We start from the raw sequence: 18,941 nt of genomic DNA on the forward strand, positions 1-18,941 counted from the left end.
GGTTCGATCCGGGGCCCTTCGTCGTGTGCGCGCCTAGAGGAATTTGCGCGCCGCCCTCCTCAGGTCGTACTCGTGGACGATCGCCTTCGCGTGGCCGTACGCGAGGTCGTATTCGTGGCGAAGCCAGCTGACCTTCTCCTCGAAGCGGACGAGGGCCGGGCCTTCTTCTACCGTGCGGAGCCAGTCGGAGACTTCACGACCGGTGCAGTGGGGGATGCGGGCGAGCATGTTGCGGTGGGTCTCCTCGGAGAGGACGTGGGACATCGGCGCCTCCGGACGCAAAGGGGATGTAAGCCGGTCCTTCAGGTCACCGTGCCTGAGCGTTCGCCCGTTGGCAACAGTCGCGTACGCTCACGGCGTGGTTGATACGACGCGTCTGACCCGAGCCGTAGATCACTTCGCCGACCGGTTGCGGGCGGCGCCGCAGAGCCGGTTGCAGAGAAGCGCGGCCGCGGAGGCGCTGGCGCTGGCCAGGGAGTTGGCACGTTGGGCTCAGGCTCTGGAGGCGCCCGGGGTGGAGCCCCGGGTCATGCCCGACGCCGGGATGTTCGCCGCTGCCGACCAAATCACCGTCGCTGTTCACGACTTGGCAGTCGTACTCACGAACGAGGGTGAGGTCGAGGACGCGGTGCGGCTGGTGGAGGAGGCGCAGAAGAAGGCGGGGGTCTGAGCGTCGTTCGCGGCCGCGGGTGCGTGGGGGCTGGTCGCGCAGTTCCCCGCGCCCCTGAGGGCGTTGCCGTCCCCGGCGCCTCAGAGGCTAGAGCGACGCTATGACCCGGTCGGCCAGGATGTAGACGTTCTCCTCGCCGCACGCGAACGTCAGCGTGTACGCGCCCGAGACTCCCGAACCGCCCAGCAGTACCGGCGTCTCGCCCGCGCGCAGGGCTGTCGCGAGGCGCTCCGCCGTCTCGCGGTGGCCCGGGGTCATGCACAGGGTCGTGCCGTCCGCGAAGACGTAGACGTCGAGGGTGCCCAGCGGGCCCGGGCGGACGTCGGTCAGTTCGGTGGCGGAGGCGGCGAGGTCCTCAAGGGTGGCCACGGTGCGCTCGTGATCGTTCACGGCCGGTGAGGAGACCGGGACGAAGTCCGGGTGGGAGGGGTGCCGGCGGCGGGCCGCGGCCAGTTCGGGGGACTCCCCGGCGAACTCGTCGGCGTCCGCGGTCGACTCGGTCACCGGCTCCAGGTGCTCCAGACCCGCGAAATCGGCCTGGCGGGGCAGGAACAGCTCACTGTCGGACAGGCCCAGCAGGGTGGGTGCGTCGCCGGCGTCACGGGACTCCTGGGCGGCCCAGAAGGCCCGCGCCTCGGCCAGCTCCCGCTCGCGCTCCTCGGCGAGCGCCTCGGCCACCGCGGCGCGTATCTCATCGGCGTCCGAGGAGAGGCGGGCCTGCGGGACGAGACCGCGGCCCGGGGCCGCGTTGGTCCGCGCCAGCTCGGTGTGCAGGGCCGCGACCTGCCGGCGCAGCACCATGAGGGTGCGCAGGACGGCGACGCCCACGGCGCCGGTGGCGGCCGTGGTGAGCAGCAAGGCGATCGGCATGGCGCTCACTGACGTACTCCCGGTTCAAAGTCGACCCCCGACTTCCTACATCAGCTTGAAGGGCGGACTATCCAGCTGTCAGTGCGTAACGTCACCAAACGGACAGGACTTTGGGCCTGATGTTTAGCGGTGAACGGCTCTGACCTGGGTAAATCCCTCCGCCGAGGGAGATAGGTCACATCCTGGGGGAGATTGGATCACAAAACGGCCCAGAACCGCGGGGTTTCCCGGGTTCTGGGCCGAAGGCTCACACTGGGTCGTGAGTTGACTACCCAGGGCCTCGAATGGGCCGGTTTCAGCTCAGGCGCTCGATGACCATCGCCATGCCCTGGCCGCCGCCGACGCACATCGTCTCCAGGCCGAACTGCTTGTCGTGGTGCTGGAGGGAGTTGATGAGCGTGGTGGTGATGCGGGCGCCCGTCATGCCGAAGGGGTGGCCGACGGCGATGGCGCCTCCGTTGACGTTCAGCTTGTCGATGTCGATGCCCAGGTCGCGGTAGGAGGGGATCACCTGGGCGGCGAACGCCTCGTTGATCTCGACCAGGTCGATGTCCTCGATGGTGAGACCGGCGCGGCGCAGGGCCTGCTGGGAGGCCTCCACCGGGCCGAGGCCCATGATCTCGGGGGACAGGCCGGACACACCGGTGGAGACGATGCGGGCGAGCGGGGTGAGGCCGAGCTCGCGGGCCTTGGTGTCGGACATGATCACGAGCGCGGCGGCGCCGTCGTTGAGGGGGCAGCAGTTGCCGGCGGTGACGAGGCCGTCGGGGCGGAAGACCGGCTTGAGGCCTGCCACGCCCTCCATGGTGACGCCGGCGCGGGGGCCGTCGTCCTTGCTGACGACGGTGCCGTCGGGGAGGGTCACCGGGGTGATCTCGCGCTCCCAGAAGCCGTTCTTGATGGCTTCCTCGGCGAGGTTCTGTGAGCGGACGCCGAACTCGTCCAGCTCCTGGCGGGTGATGCCCTTCGCCCGGGCGAGGTTCTCGGCGGTCTGGCCCATGGCGATGTACGGGTCGGGGATGAGCCCGTCCTCACGCGGGTCGTGCCAGGTCGTGCCCTCCTGCTGCGCGACCTCGACGGTGCGGGCCTCGGCCTCGGCGAAGAGGGGGTTGTGCGTGTCCGGGATGCTGTCCGAGTTGCCCTTGGCGAAGCGGGAGACCGTCTCGACGCCGGCCGAGATGAAGACGTCGCCCTCGCCCGCCTTGATGGCGTGCAGGGCCATGCGGGAGGTCTGCAGGGACGAGGAGCAGTACCGGGTGACGGTGCAGCCCGGGAGATGGTCCATGCCCATCTGTACGGCCACGATGCGGCCGAGGTTGTTGCCCTGCTCGCCGCCGGGCAGGCCGCAGCCGAGCATCAGGTCGTCGATGTCGCGCGGGTCCAGCTCGGGGACCTTGGCCAGCGCCGCCTGGATGATCGTGGCGGTGAGGTCGTCGGGGCGCAGGTCTTTGAGGGAGCCCTTGAAGGCGCGGCCGATGGGGGAGCGGGCGGTCGAGACGATCACGGCTTCGGGCATCACGGCTCCAGTTGAAAGGTGCGGCGCGCAGCGCCTCGTTGAGGGGTGGCGGTCGGGCGACGGGTGGGCATGCCGGGGGGTCGGGCAGGGCTGTGAGGGAAGTTACCCGTACGTACCCATTGGGTCACGGGGATGGGCATGTGACCTTTGCCGCAGCTTTCCAAGCGCTTGCTTTGCTCTCCCGGGTGAGGCGGAACGGGCCGCGTCCTCACACGCCGGACGGGCTGGGCGGCGTGGACGTCGGCTCGGCCTCCTGCACCCTCCGCCGGCGCCGCCTCTTGAGCAGGGCCCAGGGGCCCTTCGGGCCGGTCGGCATGGCTGCCGTGACCTCCGTGCCCGCCTCCGAAGCGGCCTCGGCCGCCGCACGGGCCACCGGGAGGAAGCCCTCGCGACGGGTGACGTCGGGGCGCTCCTCCTCCGCCGGCCACAGGCCCAGGGCCGCGCAGAGTGTCGGCAGGACGGCCATCGCCGCCGTGGCATAGCCCTCCGCGGAGGGGTGGTAGTTGTCGGGGCCGAAGAGCTCGCGCGGGTTCGCCGCGAACTCAGGGCCCAGTAGGTCGCCCAGCGACACCGTGCGGCCGCCCTGTTCGACGACGCCGATCGTCTGGGCGGCCGCCAGCTGGCGTGAGGCCCGTCTGGCGAGCCAGCGCAGCGGCTGCTGGACCGGTTCGATCGTGCCGAGGTCGGGGCAGGTACCCACCACGACCTCCGCGCCGGCCGTGCGCAGGCGCCGTACCGCGGCGGACAGGTGCCGCACTGAGCGGGTGGCCGGCATGCGGTTCGTGACGTCGTTCGCGCCCACCATGATCACGCAGATGTCGGGCACCAGGGCCGGATCGGCGAGCACCAGGGCCACCTGGCGGTCCAGGTCGTCCGAGCGGGCGCCCGGCAGGGCCACGTTGCGCAGCACCACCTGGCGTTCCGCCACCGCCGCCAGCCCCGACGCCAGCAACGCCCCCGGCGTCTGCCCCGCACGATGCACGCCCTGTCCCGCGGCCGTGGAGTCACCGAGGATGGTCAGGCGCAGGTGCGGTTCGCCGGGGGTGGCGTACAGGCGGCCGTACCGGCCGTCGGCGTTCGGTACGTGGTTGCTCGTGCCGTTGCCCACGTGGCGCCGGGCCATCCGCACCTCGGCGAGGACCAGACCGACGGCCGCCGCCCCCGCCAGACCGATGCCGCCGCCGCCGTACGCGGCGCCCGCCGCGATCCGCCGTGCCACCCTCGCCCTCGACATGCTCGTCATGCGTCGCCGCCACCTCCTCATAGCCGTACATCAACTGCTTGCCCCGCACAGGCCGTGGCCCAATCCCAACGAGGAGTGAACGACCGTCATGGGCCCCGTGCAGGCCATAGGCTGGCGGAACCACTAAGACCACTTCTTTTGCAGCATCCGGAGACAACGGTGCATTTCCACGACTCGATGATCAGCCTCGTCGGCAACACCCCGCTGGTGAGGCTCAACAACGTGACCAAGGGCATCCGGGCTACCGTCCTGGCCAAGGTGGAGTACTTCAACCCGGGCGGCTCCGTGAAGGACCGCATCGCCCTGCGCATGATCGAGGCCGCGGAGGAGAGCGGCGCACTCGAGCCCGGCGGCACGATCGTCGAGCCGACCAGCGGCAACACCGGTGTCGGCCTCGCCATCGTGGCGCAGCAGAAGGGGTACAAGTGCATCTTCGTGTGCCCCGACAAGGTCAGCACCGACAAGATCAACGTGCTGCGGGCCTACGGCGCCGAGGTGGTCGTCTGCCCCACGGCCGTCGATCCCGAGCACCCGGACTCGTACTACAACGTCTCCGACCGGCTGGTCCGTGAGACGCCGGGCGCCTGGAAGCCGGACCAGTACTCCAACCCCAACAACCCGCTCTCCCACTACCACTCCACCGGCCCCGAGCTGTGGGAGCAGACGGAGGGGAAGATCACCCACTTCGTGACGGGTGTGGGGACGGGCGGCACCATCTCCGGTACGGGCCGCTACCTCAAGGACGCCAGCGACGGCAAGGTGCAGGTCGTCGGCGCCGACCCCGAGGGCTCCGTGTACTCCGGCGGGTCCGGGCGGCCGTATCTCGTCGAAGGCGTCGGTGAGGACTTCTGGCCGACGGCGTACGACCGGACCGTCGCCGACGAGATCGTCCCCGTGTCCGACAAGGACTCCTTCCAGATGACCCGGCGGCTGGCGAAGGAGGAGGGCCTGCTGGTGGGCGGTTCGTGCGGCATGGCCGTCGTGGCCGCGCTGCGGGTCGCCGAGCGGCTCGGCCCGGACGACGTGGTGGTCGTGCTGCTGCCGGACAGCGGCCGCGGCTACCTCTCCAAGATCTTCAACGACGAGTGGATGGCCGACTACGGCTTCCTCGAGGACACCGGCCCGAGCGCGCGCGTCGGTGACGTCCTCAACGACAAGGAGCACGGCGCCATCCCGTCTCTCGTCCACATGCACCCCGACGAGACGGTCGGTGAGGCCATCGAGGTGCTGCGCGAGTACGGCGTCTCGCAGATGCCGATCGTCAAGCCGGGCGCCGGCCACCCCGACGTCATGGCGGCGGAGGTCGTCGGGTCCGTCGTCGAACGCGAGCTGCTCGACGCCCTGTTCACCAAGCGGGCCTCGCTGGAGGACCCGCTGGAGAAGCACATGTCGGCCCCGCTGCCGCAGGTCGGCTCCGGTGAGCCGGTCGCGGACCTGATGTCCGTGCTGGGCGCGGCCGACGCGGCGATCGTCCTCGTCGAGGGCAAGCCGACCGGTGTGATCAGCCGGCAGGACCTGCTGGCCTTCCTCGCCAAGGGCGGGAAGTAGCGGCAAACCTGCGGTGAACGGCCCGTGTCCGCGGCGAACTTGCGGTGGCCGGGGCCGCTCGGACCGTCGCGGAACTGGTACGAGCGCGTCACGTCCACGCAGCACCCGCTTAACACGGGTCGGGCACATTAGGGGTGTCGGCAGGGCGGGAGCGGCTCCCCGCCCGTGCCGGCGCCGAACGTCCAAGGACCTCCGGAGCGGCTCCCGGACCTCCATGGACGCCCGGACGTGAGACCTGGCCCTGACCCGGTCGACGTCCCTCGCGGGGACCGCCGTCGTCCCGCCCCCCGGCAACGGGGGTGCGGCGGTCCCCGCGCATAGCTCTGTCCGACGGCCGGTCGGGGTCGCCGGCAGCCTCAGCCCGTCTCCGCCGCGGCCCAACTCCCCAGCAGCGCAAGCCTCTCCGCCGTCTCCGAGCCCGGGGCCGGTGTGTACACCACCATCGTCTGGTCCGGTTCCGTCTGGATGGTCATGGTCTCGTACGGGAGGGTCAGCAGGCCCGCGAGCGGGTGCTGGATGCGTTTCGTGCCGGACATGCAGGCCTCGACCTGGTGGTCCGCCCACAGTCGGCGGAAGTCCTCGCTCTTGACGGACAGTTCGCCGACGAGGGCACACAGCTCGCTGTCGTCCGGGCGGTGGCCGGCGTTCAGGCGGAGGTGGGCGACCGCCTGCGCGGCGATCGCGGGCCACTCCGGGTAGCGGGCCCGGGAGCCGGGGTCGAGGAAGACGTGCCGGGGGATGTTGCGGTCGGCGGGAGCCGTACGGCCGTAGTCGCTGACCGCGTCGGCGAGGGCGTTCCAGGCGAGGACGTCCATGCGGGGGCCGATGACGAAGGCGGGCGTGCGGTCCATGCTGTCCAGCAGGGTCTGGACGCCCGGGCGCACGCGAGCCGTGTCCGGGTGGCGGGTGCCCCGGTCGCGGGGCCGGGCCACCGTGCGCAGATAGTCGTGCTCCGTCTCGTCCAGCCGCAGGACCCGCGCGATCGCGTCCAGGACGGCATCCGAGACGCTCTGCCCCCGGCCCTGTTCGAGGCGGACGTAGTAGTCGACGCTCACTCCGGCCAGTTGCGCCACCTCTTCGCGGCGCAGACCCGGAACGCGGCGCCGCCCGTACGAGGGCAGCCCCACCTCCTCCGGCTGGATGCGGCCGCGGCGTGAGCGCAGGAAGTCTCCCAGGTCCCCGTCCATGGTTTCGAGCGTAGACGGGCGGCGGGCCGTGAGCCTGGTACTGCCAGACACAGGAACAGCGCAGCCCTGGGTAGGGCGGGCGCGGCGGCGGAGGGTGAGTGGTGTCCGCAAGGTGCCGGGACACCCCCCGGCACCTCCCTCACCTGGAGGAATCCCATGTCGTACGAGAACCTGACCGGCCGTACCGCCGTCGTGACCGGAGCGGCCAGCGGGATCGGCGAGGCCGTCGCCGCGCTGCTCGCCGAGCAGGGGGCGCGGGTCGCGCTGCTGGCCCGGCGCGGGCAGCGGCTGGACGAGCTCGCCGCGAAGATCACCGCGGGCGGGGGCACGGCGCTGGGCGTCGTCGCCGACGTCACCGACGACGCGTCCGTGGCCGCCGCCACGGAGCGGGTCCACGAGGCGTACGGGGCCGTGGACCTCGTCGTCAACAACGCCGGTGTCATGCTGGGCAACCCCGTCGAGGCGGGACGGCTCGACGAGTGGCAGCGGATGATCGACACCAATGTGACCGGGGTGCTGCGCGTCGTCCGGGCGTTCACCGGCGACCTGGTGGCGGCCGCCGCCGAGGGCCGCAGCGCCGACCTGGTGAACATCTCGTCCGTAGGCGCGCACCTCGCCTTCCCCAACTACGCGGTGTACGGGGCGACGAAGGCCGCGATCACCCATCTCTCTCAGTGCCTGCGCACAGAGTTCGGCCCGCGTGACGTACGGGTCACCAACATCGAGCCCGGGTTCGTGGAGAGCGAGCTGCGGCTGCACACCGACAACGAGGAGATCTCGGCGCAGGTCGACGGCATGGTCGAGGCGATGGGCACGCTGTCGGCGGCGGAGCTCGCCGATGTGGTGGCCTACGCCGCGAGCCGCCCCCGGCATGTGAACCTGCGGCAGATCATGGCCATGCCGACCCGGCAGGCTTGAACCTAGGCGTGAACCTCATGGGCCGGTGCGGAGGGTCAGCCCTCCCAGCGGTCCTCGTCCTTGGCCTTGCGGCGCCAGCCCTGGAAGAGGCCGGGATTGGTGCGGGCCGCCTGGACGACATTGACCCCGACGATGCCGACCCAGGTCACCAGCAGGCCGGGGAGGTCTGCGACGCCCGCGCCGATCCCGGACAGCGGGATCGCCAGGACCAGCGAGACGATGGCGAAGCCGAAGCGCTCGCCGAAGGAGTCCGTCGGCCTCGGCGACCGCGAGCCGCGGGCCGCCACCATCTGCTGCTCGGCCATCTGGCGCCGCATGCGGCGCTCGACCGCCCCGTCGATGCGCTGGTCGACCTTCTCCATGAATGAGTCGACCAGCGCGGACTCGTACTCCTCGCCCAGCTCCCTGCGGGCCTGCAGGGTCGCGTTGAGTTCCTTCTTGAGTTCGGTGTCCCGCGCGTCCATTCCGGTCATGGGATCCAAGGTAGGCAGCGGGAGCGGGGGCCGCACTGGGGTTAGCCCCCCTGTTCGGATGGGGGTGTACGGCAGTGCGCCGTCACTTCACCAGCCCGTGCTCCCTGGCGTACTCGTCCGCCACGTCCTCCGGATCCTTCTTGTCCTTGTCGACCAGCCGGTTCAGCTCGGTGAGCTGGGCGGTCGTCAGGGTGTTGCCGAGGCGGGCCAGGGCCTTGCGGACCGTGGCGTCGGCCTTGCGGTCGGCTATGAGGGGGACGACGTGCTGGCCGGGGATGAGGTTCTTGGGGTCGGTCAGGACCACCCAGTCGTTGGCCTGGATGTCGGTGTCCGTGGTGAAGAGGTTGGCCACGTCCACGTCGCCCTTCTTCAGGGCGCCCTTGACCAGCGGACCGGAGGAGTCGAGGGACTTGAACTCCTTGAACTCGACCCCGTAGACCTCCTTGAGGCCCACGGCCCCGACCTCCCGCTTCTTCACCTCGGGCGCCGCGCCGATCACCAGCTTGCCGTTCTGCTTCTTCAGGTCGGCGAGGGACGCCAGCCCGTACTTCTCGGCCGTCTCCCGGGTGACGGCGAAGGCGTCCGAGTCCTCGGCCATGCCGTACGGCAGCACCTGGAGGCCGCTGGGGAGGGCGATCGTGAGGGCGTTCTGCATCTCGCCCTCCTCCGTGGCCTTCGCCTTGGGCGAGACGTAGTGCAGCAGGGCGCCCTGGTACTCGGGGAGCAGGTCGATGTCGCCGCCCCTGAGGGCGGGGATCAGGATCTCGCGGGTGCCGAGGTTGGGGCGGACGGTGACCTTCACGCCGGCCGCCTCCAGGACGGCCGCGTACAGGTAGCCGAGCACCTGGTTCTCGGTGAAGTTGGCGGTGCCGATGGTGAGGCCGCCCTTGCTGGAGCCGCCGCCGGAGCCGGCGGAGCCCTGGCCTTCGAGGGACGTGATGCCGCTGGAGCAGGCCGCGAGGGCGGGGACGGAGGCCGCTGCGAAGAGGCCGCCGAGGAGGGTGCGTCGGTTCATCGCGCGTCCGTTCGTCGAGCGTCGGTTCATCGATAGGGTCCCTAGGCAGTGCGGTGGCGGAAGAGGAAGCGCTGGAGGCCGGAGAGCAGCAGGTCCAGGACCACGGCGACCACGGCGACCAGCACCGCGCCGCCGAGCACCTGCACGAGGTCGCGCTGGGCGAGGCCGTCGAAGACGTAGCGGCCCAGGCCGCCGAAGGAGACGTACGCGGCGATGGTCGCCGTGGCCACGACCTGGATCAGGGCCAGGCGCAGGCCGGTCATGATCAGGGGGAGGGCGAGCGGCAGTTCCACCTGGAACAGGACCTGGTGGGCGCGCATGCCCTGGCCGCGCGCCGCGTCCTTCACGTCCGGGTCGACGGCCGTCATCCCCGCGTAGGTGTTGGTGACGATCGCCGGGACCGCGAGGGCGACCAGGGCGACGTAGACCGGGAGCATGGACAGTCCGCCGGCCAGGAAGACCAGGACGACCAGGCCGACGGTCGGCAGCGCGCGGCCGAAGGACGCGAGGTTGATCGCGACGAAAGCGCCCTTGCCGGTGTGGCCGATCAGCAGGCCGAGAGGGAGGCCGATCGCCGCCGCGATGAGCGTGGCGAGCAGCGAGTACTGGAGGTGCTCGGCCAGGCGGTGCGCGATGCCGTCCGAGCCGGACCACTGCTCGCTGCCGACCAGCCAGTCGCCGAGGTTCTTGAAGAGTTCGAACATGTCAGGCTCGCCGCCTCTGCCATGGGGTCAGGACGTACTGCAGGGCGACCAGGGCCGCGTCCGCGACCACGGCCAGCAGGAGGGTGAGGACCACTCCGGCGATCACCGGGGTGGGGAAGTTGCGCTGGAAGCCGTCGGTGAAGAGCTGGCCCAGGCCGCCGTCGCCGATATAGGTCGCGACCGAGACCAGGGAGATGGACATGACCGTCGCGATCCGCACGCCGGCCATGATCACGGGCAGTGCGAGCGGGAACTCGACGGTGAGGAGCGTGCGCAGGGGGCGCGTGCCCATCGCCTTCGAGGCTTCCTTCACCTTCACGGGGACCGAGTCGAGGCCCTCGACCGTGTTCCGGAGCAGGACGACCAGCGTGTAGACCGTCAGGCCGATCACAGTCGTGGTGCGGGTGAGGCCGGAGACCGGGAGCAGCAGGACGAAGATCGCGATCGAGGGGATCGTGAACAGCACGTTCGACAGGCCCAGCAGGAAGCCGCGCAGGGGGCGGATCCGGTGCGCGATCACCGCGAGGGGCAGCGAGATCAGTACGCCGAGCAGCACGGCGGTGAGCGCGGCCTGCAGGTGGGAGACGGTGAGGGTGGTGAGGTCGTCGGTATGGTCGCCTATCCACGACCAGTCGATGGTCATGCGGCCACCTCGGTCTCCGCGTGGGCACGGGCCTCGGTGTGCGCCCGGCCCGCGTGCTCGTGGATGTCGTCGCGGGACGAGACGCCGGTGAGGACACCGTCGGCGTCGACGCGGGCTATCAGGCCGGTGGGGGAGGCGATGGACTCGTCGAGGGCCGCGAGGAGGGAGTCGGAGTCCTTGAGCGGCCGCACGGGGATCTCGGCGGCGTCCGGCGAGCGCCAGTGCAGGGGCTTGCCGGCCTCGTCGCGTACGAGGCTCCAGTCGCCGCCCTGAGGCGCCGGGCCCTGCGGGATGTCCGCGAGGGTCCGCAGCGACAGCAGCTTCAGGCCGCGCTCGGCGCCGAGGAAGTCGGCCACGAAGTCGTCGGCCGGGCGGGCGAGGAGCTCGGCGGGGGAGGCGCACTGGACGAGGTGGCCGCCGGTGCGGAAGATCGCGATCTGGTCGCCGAGACGTACGGCCTCGTCGACGTCGTGCGTGACGAAGACGATGGTCTTGCTCAACTCCTTCTGCAGGCGCAGAAGTTCGTCCTGGAGCTGGGTGCGGACCACCGGGTCGACCGCGCCGAACGGCTCGTCCATCAGCAGCACGGGCGGGTCGGCGGCGAGCGCGCGGGCCACGCCGACGCGCTGCTGCTGGCCGCCGGAGAGCTGGTGCGGGTAGCGCTTGCCGGTGTCGGGGCTCAGGCCCACGGTCTCCAGCAGCTCGGCCGCGCGGGCCCTGGCCTTCCTGCGGCCGTGGCCCAGCAGCAGCGGCACGGTGGCGACGTTGTCGAGCACCGTGCGGTGCGGGAACAGGCCCGCCTGCTGGATGACGTACCCGATGGAACGGCGCAGCTCGGCGGCGTCCTGCCGGGTGACGTCCTTGCCCCCGACCCGGATGGTGCCGGAAGTCGGCTCCACCATCCGGTTGATCATCCGCAGCGTGGTCGTCTTGCCGCAACCGGAGGACCCGACCAGGACGGTCACGCCGCCCTCCGGCATCTCCAGGGAGAGATCGTGGACTGCTGTCGTGCCGTTGGGGAAGCGCTTGTGGACCGCGTCGAACTGGATCATGAGTTGTCCCTTGCCCGGCTGTATAACGTCATGCAGAGTTCTTGGTAGCTGAATAGGTTGTCAACGGGTTGGTGTAAATCCGAAGTAACGGATGACCGACAAGCGAGACCCGATGTCCGCATTGAGGGGAGTTTGGGCTTTATGTCGTCTCGGATCGTGGACGCGCCGAGTGCTGTGACGTCTGGGCACACCGCCCTGGTCGTCCTCGACGGGATCGGGCTCGGTGTCGAGGATGTCGTACGCCTCGCCGGGGGGACCGCCCGGCCGGTCGCCGCGACCGACGCGATGAAGCGCGCCGAGGAGTCCTGGGACGCCGCCCGCCTCATCGCCGCGACCGGGCGGGTCTACGGCCGTTCCACCGGCGTGGGCGCCAACCGGAACGAGGACGTGCCCACCGAGGCCGCCGCCGAGCACGGCCTGCGTCTGCTGCGCAGCCACGCCGGCGCCATCGGCGAGGAGCTGCCCGCCCGGCAGGTGCGGGCCATGCTCGCCGTACGGGCCAACCAACTGCTGGCCGGCGGCGCGGGCCTGAGGCCCACCGTCATCACGGCCATGTGCGAGGCGCTGGAGAGCGGCGCCCACCCGGTCGTGAACGAGTTCGGCTCGGTCGGCACCGGCGACCTCGCGGCGCTGGCGCAGACCGGCCTCGCGCTGGCCGGCGAACATCCGTGGCGGGGGCCCGGCGCCCCCGAAGCGCAGCCGCTGGACAACAACGACGCCCTCGCGTTCATCAGCAGCAACGCCCTCACCCTCGGCCAGGCCGCCCTCGCGCTGCACGAACTGCGCGGGCTCGTCGCCGCCACCCAGGTCGTCGCCGCGCTGTCACTGCTGGCCGTCGATGGCTCCCACGAGGCGTACGCCGCTCCCGTGCACACCGCCCGACCGCACCGGGGCAGCTCCGAAGTCGCGCGCGAGATGCGGGAGTTCATCGGCGCCGAGGACCGGCCCACCCCTCCGCTGGGCCGGCTCCAGGACCCGTACGGCTTCCGCTGCCTGCCGCAGATCCACGGCCCCGCGCACGACGCGGCCGACGCCCTGGAGCAGGTGCTGGCCGTCGAGATCAACGCGGCCGCCGAGAACCCGCTCATCTCCCCCGAGGACATGGCCGCCTACCACCACGGCGGCTTCTACCAGGCCCAACTCGCCCTCTCCCTGGACCACTTCAGGCTGGCGCTGACCCAGGTGGCACGGCTGTCGACGTCCCGCCTGTCGACCCTCAACGAGCCCGCCTACACTCGCCTGAAGCCCTTCCTCGCCGACCAGGAGCCCGCCTCGTCCGGCGTGATGATCCTGGAGTACGCCGCCGGTGCCGCCCTCGGCGACCTGCGCGCGTTCTCTGCCCCCGCCTCGCTCGGCCACGCTGTACTCTCCCGGGGCGTGGAGGAGCAGGCCAGCTTCGCCTCGCTCGCCGCGCGGCAGACACTGCGCGCGTGCGACGCGTACCGTCTCGTCGTCGGCTGTGAACTCGTCGCCGCCGTACGGGCGTTGCGGCTGCGCGGCCTCAGGCCCGAACCCGAGCTCGGCGTGAGCCGGGCGCTGGAGCTGGCCGAGTCGGAGCTCGACGACGACCTGGCCGACCGTCCGCTCACCGACGACGTGACGGCGGCGGCAGCACTGCTGGACCGGTTCACGGACATCTGGAGGGGGAGCGCCGCATGAGCGCGGACAGGACCACGAGCGGAACGGCACACGGGCTGTCCCATGGGGCGCCCCACGGGGCCGACAGCCCCGCCGCGCGTCTCCAGGCGCTCTTCGAGGGGCACCGGCTCACCCCGACCCAGCGGCGTATCGCACACAGCATGGTGCGGCGGGCCGCCGACGTGCCGTTCCTGTCCAGCGTGGAGTTGGCCGAGCTGGCCGGGGTCAGCCAGCCGTCCGTGACCCGCTTCGCCGTCGCCCTCGGCTTCGACGGCTATCCCGCCCTGCGCAGGCACCTGCGCGAGGTCGCGCCCATGGAGCCGGCGGCGGACACCGGCTCGTACAACGAGTACCAGCAGGCCGTCGAGGCCGAGATCGAGAACCTGCGGCACCTCGCGGAGGTGCTCGCCGACCCGCGCCCGGTGCAGAAGGCCGGACGCCTGCTCTCGGCCTCCCGCCCGCTGCCCGTGCTCGGCCTGCGGGCCGCGGCCTCCCAGGCGTACGGCTTCGCCTACTTCGCCGCCAAGGTCCACCCGGACGTACGGCTGCTGCACGAGGGCGGCACGATGATCCACGACCGGATCGACGCCGCCGTACAGGCCGGCGCGACGGCCCTGCTCTGCTTCGCGCTGCCCCGGCACCCGCGCGAGGTCGTGGACACCCTGACCTACGCCAAGGAGGCCGGGCTGACGGTCGTGACCGTCGCCGACTCCGCCTTCGCGCCGGTCGCCAAGGTCTCCGACCTGCTGCTGCCCGCCGCCGTCGGCACGGGCCTCGCGTTCGACACGGCCTGCGCGCCGATGCTGCTGGGCCGGGTCCTGCTGGAGGCGATGTGCGACGACCTCCCGGACGCCCAGGCGCGACTGGAGGAGTTCGACGCGCGGGCGGCGGTGCGGGGGCTGTTCGTGGAGTGAGTTCCTGACCGCTTCTTAAGGCTCGTCTCACGTTGGCTGGCTAGCGTGCGCGCACAGCTGATGGACAGTGCTGGGACGGGAGGCGGAACGTGGCACGCGGTGGAGGACATGGAGGACAGGGGCTGGCTCGAGTGGCCGTCGTCGTACGGGCCGGGGCGGCGCCGTTGTGGTGGCTCGGGATGTTCGCGGCGGGGATCGGGGCGCTGGTGCCGGGCATCACGGGCCGCAGGATCGGCGTCCTGGCCGGCGCCGCGCTGTTCATCGTCACGGCGGTCGTGGTGGCGTCCGTGCGCCGCAAGCGCTACACCGCGCTGATCGGCTCGGCCACCCGCGCCGGCAAGCACGACGTGCTCCAGGACCGCTCGGTCGCCGTGCGCAACTGGCGCCGGGGCCACTGCTGGTGGCTGGTCCTGGCGTTCCTCGCAGCGCTGGGCAGCGCGTTCGCGGTGCCGGCGGCCGGCGGGATGCTGCTGGCGGGGTGCGGAGCGGGCCTGCGGCTCAAGGCGGCGTGGCTCGGACGGTTGGAGCGGGCCGAGAACGCGCTGCTGTGGGCGCGGGTCGACTGGCTCGACGGCCGCGGCGGCCGCCCCGCGGGCAAGGCCGTGAAGGGCTACCGCACCACCGGCGTCGCCGCGGGCGACGCGGCCCCGGGCGGGGCCCGCCGCCGCACCGCGGCGCTCGTGTAGGTCAGACCTCCAGGTCCTCCTCGATCCTCCGCAACTGGTGCCTGGCCATGGCCAGGTTGGCGCGCTTGGCGTCGAGGACCAGGTACAGGAAGAGACCGTTGCCCCCGCGCCCGGCGATCAGCCGGATCAGGTGGTACTGGTCGCTGAGGGTGATCAGGATGTCCTCGATGCCGCCCTTGAGGCCGAGGTGCTCCATCGTGCGCATCTTGGCGCGGACGACGTCGGTGTTGCCGGCGGCGGCGACATTGAGGTCGAAGGTCTTGCTGCCGCCGAGCGTGCCGAGCGCCATTCCGCTGGTGTAGTCGACGAGCGCGACCCCGGTCGCGCCCTCGATCGAAGCGAGGCATTCCTTCAGCGTGGTCTCGGTGTTGGCCATGACGTGTGTTCCTCTCAACTCTCAGTAGTGGTACGCGCGTTGGTGTTGCTGCGTGCGGCGCGCGCGGTTCTCGTGCGGGTGGGCATGGGTTTGGCGGGCTCCTTGGCGGCGCTCTTGGCAGGGCTGCGGCGCACAGGTGCCGCCTCCGCGTCGACGAGCTCCCCGATCCGGGCACCCGCGCGGCGGCCCTCCAGGTGCAGCCGGCCGACGTTGACGCCGTCCTGGGCGAGCAGCGTCAGCACGGCGGTACGGCCCGCGGCGTACGTCGCCACATAGCCCTCCGTGCCGCGCATGAGCAGTTCGCGGAAGTCGCCGCGGCCGGTCGCGTCCGTCACCCGCACCGCGACGCCGAGCGCGGCGGCGGTGAGGGCGGCGAGGCCGTCCGGTTCGACGCCGGGGGTGTCGTGGGCGAGGACGAGGCCGTCCACACCGGCCGCGAGTGCTCCGGTCAGCTGGGGCACGCGGGCTCTGAGCCGGCGGAACTCGTCGAGTATCGGGACCTCGGCCGCCATCAGGTGTCTCCTCTCGGCGCGGGACCGCTGCGGTGGGCGCCGCGGCTCGGGCGGCCCGGGCGGCTCGCGGTCCTCGAAGGGTTTGCGGTCAAAGGGCCTCCAGCGCATCCCTGACCCTCTTCAGCAGCGCGATGTAGGGATCGGCTGTGTCGGACGGGGGGTCTTCGACGGCGGGCGGCGGCTGTGGGGCCACGAGCCCCGCCGCGGCCAGCCGCCGTATGTGCACCAGCGTGTGGAACGCCGGCCGGCCCAGCTCCCGCGCGATGTCCGTGGCCCGTCGTACGCCGTCCACCAGGGCGAGTACGGCGGCCTGTCGGGGCGGCACCGCGGGCGCCGCGACCGGGTCGGCCCGGATCAGGGCGCGCCGTCCGTCGCCGGGTCGGGCCAGATGCGCAGCAGCAGGGCCCGGCGGCGCAGCGTCTCGCGCTCCACGGCGACGACCGGCACGGGATGCACGGAGGCGAGCCAGTGCGCGGTGCCGTAGCGGAAGCGGCCGGGCGTGCTGCTGGGCGCGAGCGCGAAGTATGCGGCGTCGTACAAGGCGCTCACCTGCGCCAGCTCCAGCGCCCCCGGCGTGACACCGTGCCGCAGCAGCCGCCCCTCGTCGGCCCCGGCCTCGGCGTCCCGCCACGCCTCGGCGTCGAGGGTGCCGTGAGCCGCGAGCAGCTCGTCGAGACCGGGAGCGAGCGGGCTCTCGGCGTGCACCACCCGGCCCTCGGCGAGGTGGAGCGTGCCGTGCTCGCGGTCCAGGACGCCGGTGGCCCGCTCGTCCGCGAGGCGGGTCAGCATCGGGGAGACACCGCCCGCTCGCTGGTGCGCCGTCTGCCGGTCCCGTACCGGCAGCCGCGGTGGTGGTGTGAGCACGGTCATCTCAGCACCAGCCGTTCGGCCATCTCGCCGAGCCGGATGCGGGCCAGCGCGAGATTGCCGTCCGTGCGGGACAGCCACAGGTACAGGAACACACTGCTGTCGAACGTCGTCGGCACGAACCGGAGCACGTGATAGCTGTCCCGGTTGCTGAGGATCACGTCCTCGACGGGCGGATCCGTGGCGTCGGAGCCGTCCTCCGGCCCGAAGGCGTGCTGCTCGGCGGCCAGCCGTGCCAGCTCCGCCGCCTCGGCGGCCGCCGTTTCGTGGTCGCCGCCCGGAGGATCGCCCACCGTGCCCAGGGCCAGCCCGCTCGTCCAGTCGACCAACGCAGCACCACGCGCACCTGGCAGCCGCATCGTCTCCAGCAAGCACTCGTCGATTCCGGGCACCGTCGCTCCCCTCCCGCCTCGGGGTCCGGCTGAGTGACCGCCAAACTACGCAACGTGTGTGCGGCGAGTGAGCGTTCGGGCATTTTCCAGTGGAACATGCGCCGAGTGACTAGGGTGGGTCAACTGACCCTGTTTTCACGGGGCTTGATCGCATATGGCGTACTGCCGGGTGTTGACCTACGTCAACGGCGCCGACGTGCCCAAGGTGGTGAGCGAGGCCGCGTGCGCCCCTCCCGATTCGGCCACGATCTCGTCGAGCGACTGCGGCTCGCGCACGGTCGCGAAGGCGATGCCCCCGGCGCCGTCCGGCACGAAACCGTGGATGCCGGGCCGGGCCAGGGAGTTGTACGCGTAGTGGTGCGCGAAGTAGTACGCCCCCGTGTCCAGCGCCGCCGCGAAGTCCCCCTGCTCCAGCAACGGCAGCGCGGCTCCCTCGGCCAGCAGGTCTCCCGAGAAGCAGGCCGGTCCGGCCACGTCCTGCACCACGGCCGGACCCTCCTTCGCGCGCCCCTTGCCGTCGTACGCGGCGATCCTGAGCGGCCAGCTCCCCGGCGCGTACACCGTTCGCGTGGCGACCTGCACACCCGCGTGCGTCACCGCCACCGGCCGCCCGCCCGCGCTCTTGGCGTACTCGACCCGCGCCACGACCGTCCCGTGCTTGGCCAGCAGCGACCTTCCGAACTCGGTGACCAGCCCGTACCGCCCGTCGAACAGCCCGGGTACCGCCTCGCCCAGCAGTCGCACGTATTGCGCATACGTCGGTGTCGTCAGGTCCGAGGCGAAGTTCACCGGCAGCCCGCCGCCGATGTCGAGCGTGTCGATCTGCCGCCGCCCGATCCGCCCGTTGATCTCCTCGGCGAGGGCGTACGCCTCCGCGACCCCCTGCGCCATGAGCGACAGGGGGATGCCCTGCGAGCCGGTGTGCGCATGCAGCCGCGTCAGCCACGGGCGGTCCTGATACGCCCGTACGACCCACTCCCGCGCCCCCTCGTCGCGTAGCGCCACCCCGAACTTCGACGTCGCCGTGGCCGTGGACGTCGCCTCGATGGAACCCCCGCCGACCTGCGGGTTCACCCGGATCCCGAGCGGGGAGCGGCTGGCCGCCGACTTCATCAGGGCGTCGATGCGGTCCAGCTCCTGCGGGTTGTCCGCGTTGACGGCGATGCCCAGCGCCAGCGCCTCCCGCAGTTCGGCCGGCGTCTTGGCGGGCGAGTCCAGGACCGTCATCTCCGGACCCAGCCCCGCAGCCCGTGCCAGCGCCAGCTCACCCGGGCTCGCCACCTCCGCGCCGATGCCCTCCTCGCGCAGCAGTCGCACCACCGCCACCAGCGGGGTCGCCTTCACCGCGAAGGCGTGCAGCACGGGCGTGCCCGGCGCCACCACCGCGTCGAACGCCGCCCGCAGCGCTGCCGCCGACTCCCGGATGCCGGTGACGTCGAGCAGGCCGACGATCGGGGAGCCGGGCCCGAGCAGCCCCTGCTCCACGGCCGCCCGCACCGCCTCGTCCCGCCGGACCACCCGCTCGGCGTCCTGCGCCGGCATCCCGGCTCCGCTGCCTGCTCCGTCGCCCACGCCATCCCCCGTCATGTCGTCGCCCCCTGTCACGTCGTCGTAGGAGCCCACGCATCCAGCCAAACACCCGGGACGCCCCGATGCTGGCGCACGGATGTATTGACTAGTTCTATTCAGGAGACCAGGATGTGAATATCAACCTCAA

20 protein-coding genes and 1 pseudogene are annotated in these 18,941 nt (G+C 71.7%); 6 read left to right on the top strand and 15 right to left on the bottom strand.

Annotated features, from left to right (window positions below):
• Window positions 1-33: 33 nt before the first annotated feature.
• Window positions 34-264 carry a DUF4287 domain-containing protein gene (locus OHO27_RS24720; protein ID WP_030049879.1) on the bottom strand — a complete coding sequence of 77 codons (231 nt, stop codon included), beginning with the start codon at window positions 262-264 and terminating at the stop codon, window positions 34-36.
• Window positions 265-358: 94 nt separating this feature from the next.
• Between OHO27_RS24720 and OHO27_RS24725 the strand changes: the two genes are divergently transcribed.
• Window positions 359-670, top strand: a complete 312-nt coding sequence (locus OHO27_RS24725; RefSeq protein WP_328427177.1) for a hypothetical protein — start codon at window positions 359-361, stop codon at window positions 668-670.
• Between the two features lie 87 nt (window positions 671-757).
• Here OHO27_RS24725 and OHO27_RS24730 read toward each other — a convergent pair whose 3' ends face one another.
• The 3 genes from OHO27_RS24730 to OHO27_RS24740 all read right to left on the bottom strand — a co-directional run bounded on the left by OHO27_RS24730 (window position 758) and on the right by OHO27_RS24740 (window position 4,299).
• Entirely contained in the window at window positions 758-1,540 is a 783-nt protein-coding gene (locus OHO27_RS24730) for a hypothetical protein (protein ID WP_328430530.1), read from the bottom strand.
• Between the two features lie 295 nt (window positions 1,541-1,835).
• Window positions 1,836-3,056: an acetyl-CoA C-acetyltransferase gene (locus OHO27_RS24735; protein WP_328427178.1), complete on the bottom strand. Its 1,221-nt coding sequence runs from the start codon at window positions 3,054-3,056 to the stop codon at window positions 1,836-1,838.
• A 208-nt stretch (window positions 3,057-3,264) separates the two neighbouring features.
• Window positions 3,265-4,299 carry an SGNH/GDSL hydrolase family protein gene (locus OHO27_RS24740; protein WP_328427179.1) on the bottom strand — a complete coding sequence of 345 codons (1,035 nt, stop codon included), beginning with the start codon at window positions 4,297-4,299 and terminating at the stop codon, window positions 3,265-3,267.
• Between the two features lie 159 nt (window positions 4,300-4,458).
• On the opposite strand from OHO27_RS24740, the gene OHO27_RS24745 reads away from it, so the two are divergent.
• On the top strand, window positions 4,459-5,847 hold the full coding sequence (locus OHO27_RS24745) for a cystathionine beta-synthase (protein WP_328427180.1): 1,389 nt from the start codon (window positions 4,459-4,461) through the stop codon (window positions 5,845-5,847).
• Window positions 5,848-6,203: 356 nt separating this feature from the next.
• Here the strand turns inward: OHO27_RS24745 and OHO27_RS24750 are convergent, their stop codons facing one another.
• Entirely contained in the window at window positions 6,204-7,034 is an 831-nt protein-coding gene (locus tag OHO27_RS24750) for a helix-turn-helix transcriptional regulator (protein WP_328427181.1), read from the bottom strand.
• A 156-nt stretch (window positions 7,035-7,190) separates the two neighbouring features.
• On the opposite strand from OHO27_RS24750, the gene OHO27_RS24755 reads away from it, so the two are divergent.
• Window positions 7,191-7,952: an SDR family oxidoreductase gene (locus OHO27_RS24755; protein ID WP_328427182.1), complete on the top strand. Its 762-nt coding sequence runs from the start codon at window positions 7,191-7,193 to the stop codon at window positions 7,950-7,952.
• Window positions 7,953-7,987: 35 nt separating this feature from the next.
• Here the strand turns inward: OHO27_RS24755 and OHO27_RS24760 are convergent, their stop codons facing one another.
• The 5 genes from OHO27_RS24760 to OHO27_RS24780 all read right to left on the bottom strand — a co-directional run bounded on the left by OHO27_RS24760 (window position 7,988) and on the right by OHO27_RS24780 (window position 11,839).
• Entirely contained in the window at window positions 7,988-8,416 is a 429-nt protein-coding gene (locus tag OHO27_RS24760; RefSeq protein ID WP_328430531.1) for a hypothetical protein, read from the bottom strand.
• A gap of 91 nt (window positions 8,417-8,507) precedes the next feature.
• Window positions 8,508-9,440 (bottom strand): ABC transporter substrate-binding protein, encoded by a 933-nt coding sequence (locus tag OHO27_RS24765; RefSeq protein ID WP_328427183.1) that lies wholly within the window; start codon window positions 9,438-9,440, stop codon window positions 8,508-8,510.
• A 41-nt stretch (window positions 9,441-9,481) separates the two neighbouring features.
• Window positions 9,482-10,144: an ABC transporter permease gene (locus OHO27_RS24770; RefSeq protein ID WP_328427184.1), complete on the bottom strand. Its 663-nt coding sequence runs from the start codon at window positions 10,142-10,144 to the stop codon at window positions 9,482-9,484.
• A 1-nt stretch (window position 10,145) separates the two neighbouring features.
• The gene (locus tag OHO27_RS24775) at window positions 10,146-10,787 is read right to left on the bottom strand and encodes an ABC transporter permease (RefSeq protein WP_328427185.1); all 642 of its coding nucleotides are present in this window, start codon (window positions 10,785-10,787) and stop codon (window positions 10,146-10,148) included.
• Complete coding sequence (locus OHO27_RS24780) at window positions 10,784-11,839, bottom strand: ABC transporter ATP-binding protein (protein ID WP_328427186.1); 1,056 nt, start codon at window positions 11,837-11,839, stop codon at window positions 10,784-10,786. Before OHO27_RS24780 ends, OHO27_RS24775 begins: the two co-directional genes overlap by 4 nt.
• 141 nt (window positions 11,840-11,980) lie before the next feature.
• Between OHO27_RS24780 and OHO27_RS24785 the strand changes: the two genes are divergently transcribed.
• From OHO27_RS24785 to OHO27_RS24795, 3 genes are all read left to right on the top strand, one after another.
• The gene (locus OHO27_RS24785) at window positions 11,981-13,498 is read left to right on the top strand and encodes an aromatic amino acid ammonia-lyase (RefSeq protein WP_328427187.1); all 1,518 of its coding nucleotides are present in this window, start codon (window positions 11,981-11,983) and stop codon (window positions 13,496-13,498) included.
• Window positions 13,495-14,391: a MurR/RpiR family transcriptional regulator gene (locus OHO27_RS24790; RefSeq protein WP_328427188.1), complete on the top strand. Its 897-nt coding sequence runs from the start codon at window positions 13,495-13,497 to the stop codon at window positions 14,389-14,391. Before OHO27_RS24785 ends, OHO27_RS24790 begins: the two co-directional genes overlap by 4 nt.
• Window positions 14,392-14,522: 131 nt before the next feature.
• On the top strand, window positions 14,523-15,077 hold the full coding sequence (locus OHO27_RS24795; protein ID WP_443059581.1) for a hypothetical protein: 555 nt from the start codon (window positions 14,523-14,525) through the stop codon (window positions 15,075-15,077).
• A gap of 1 nt (window position 15,078) precedes the next feature.
• Here the strand turns inward: OHO27_RS24795 and OHO27_RS24800 are convergent, their stop codons facing one another.
• The 5 genes and pseudogenes from OHO27_RS24800 to OHO27_RS24820 form a co-directional block, all read right to left on the bottom strand.
• Entirely contained in the window at window positions 15,079-15,453 is a 375-nt protein-coding gene (locus OHO27_RS24800; RefSeq protein ID WP_328427190.1) for a hypothetical protein, read from the bottom strand.
• A 14-nt stretch (window positions 15,454-15,467) separates the two neighbouring features.
• Entirely contained in the window at window positions 15,468-15,965 is a 498-nt protein-coding gene (locus tag OHO27_RS24805) for a roadblock/LC7 domain-containing protein (RefSeq protein WP_328427191.1), read from the bottom strand.
• 88 nt (window positions 15,966-16,053) lie between these two features.
• A pseudogene (locus OHO27_RS24810) lies at window positions 16,054-16,835 on the bottom strand (transcriptional regulator).
• Window positions 16,832-17,224: a hypothetical protein gene (locus OHO27_RS24815; protein ID WP_328427192.1), complete on the bottom strand. Its 393-nt coding sequence runs from the start codon at window positions 17,222-17,224 to the stop codon at window positions 16,832-16,834. Before OHO27_RS24815 ends, OHO27_RS24810 begins: the two are co-directional and overlap by 4 nt.
• A 177-nt stretch (window positions 17,225-17,401) precedes the next feature.
• Window positions 17,402-18,811 carry a diaminopimelate decarboxylase gene (locus tag OHO27_RS24820; protein WP_443059582.1) on the bottom strand — a complete coding sequence of 470 codons (1,410 nt, stop codon included), beginning with the start codon at window positions 18,809-18,811 and terminating at the stop codon, window positions 17,402-17,404.
• Window positions 18,812-18,941 lie beyond the last annotated feature (130 nt).

This window comes from Streptomyces sp. NBC_00443 (assembly GCF_036014175.1).
GTDB lineage: Bacteria > Actinomycetota > Actinomycetes > Streptomycetales > Streptomycetaceae > Streptomyces.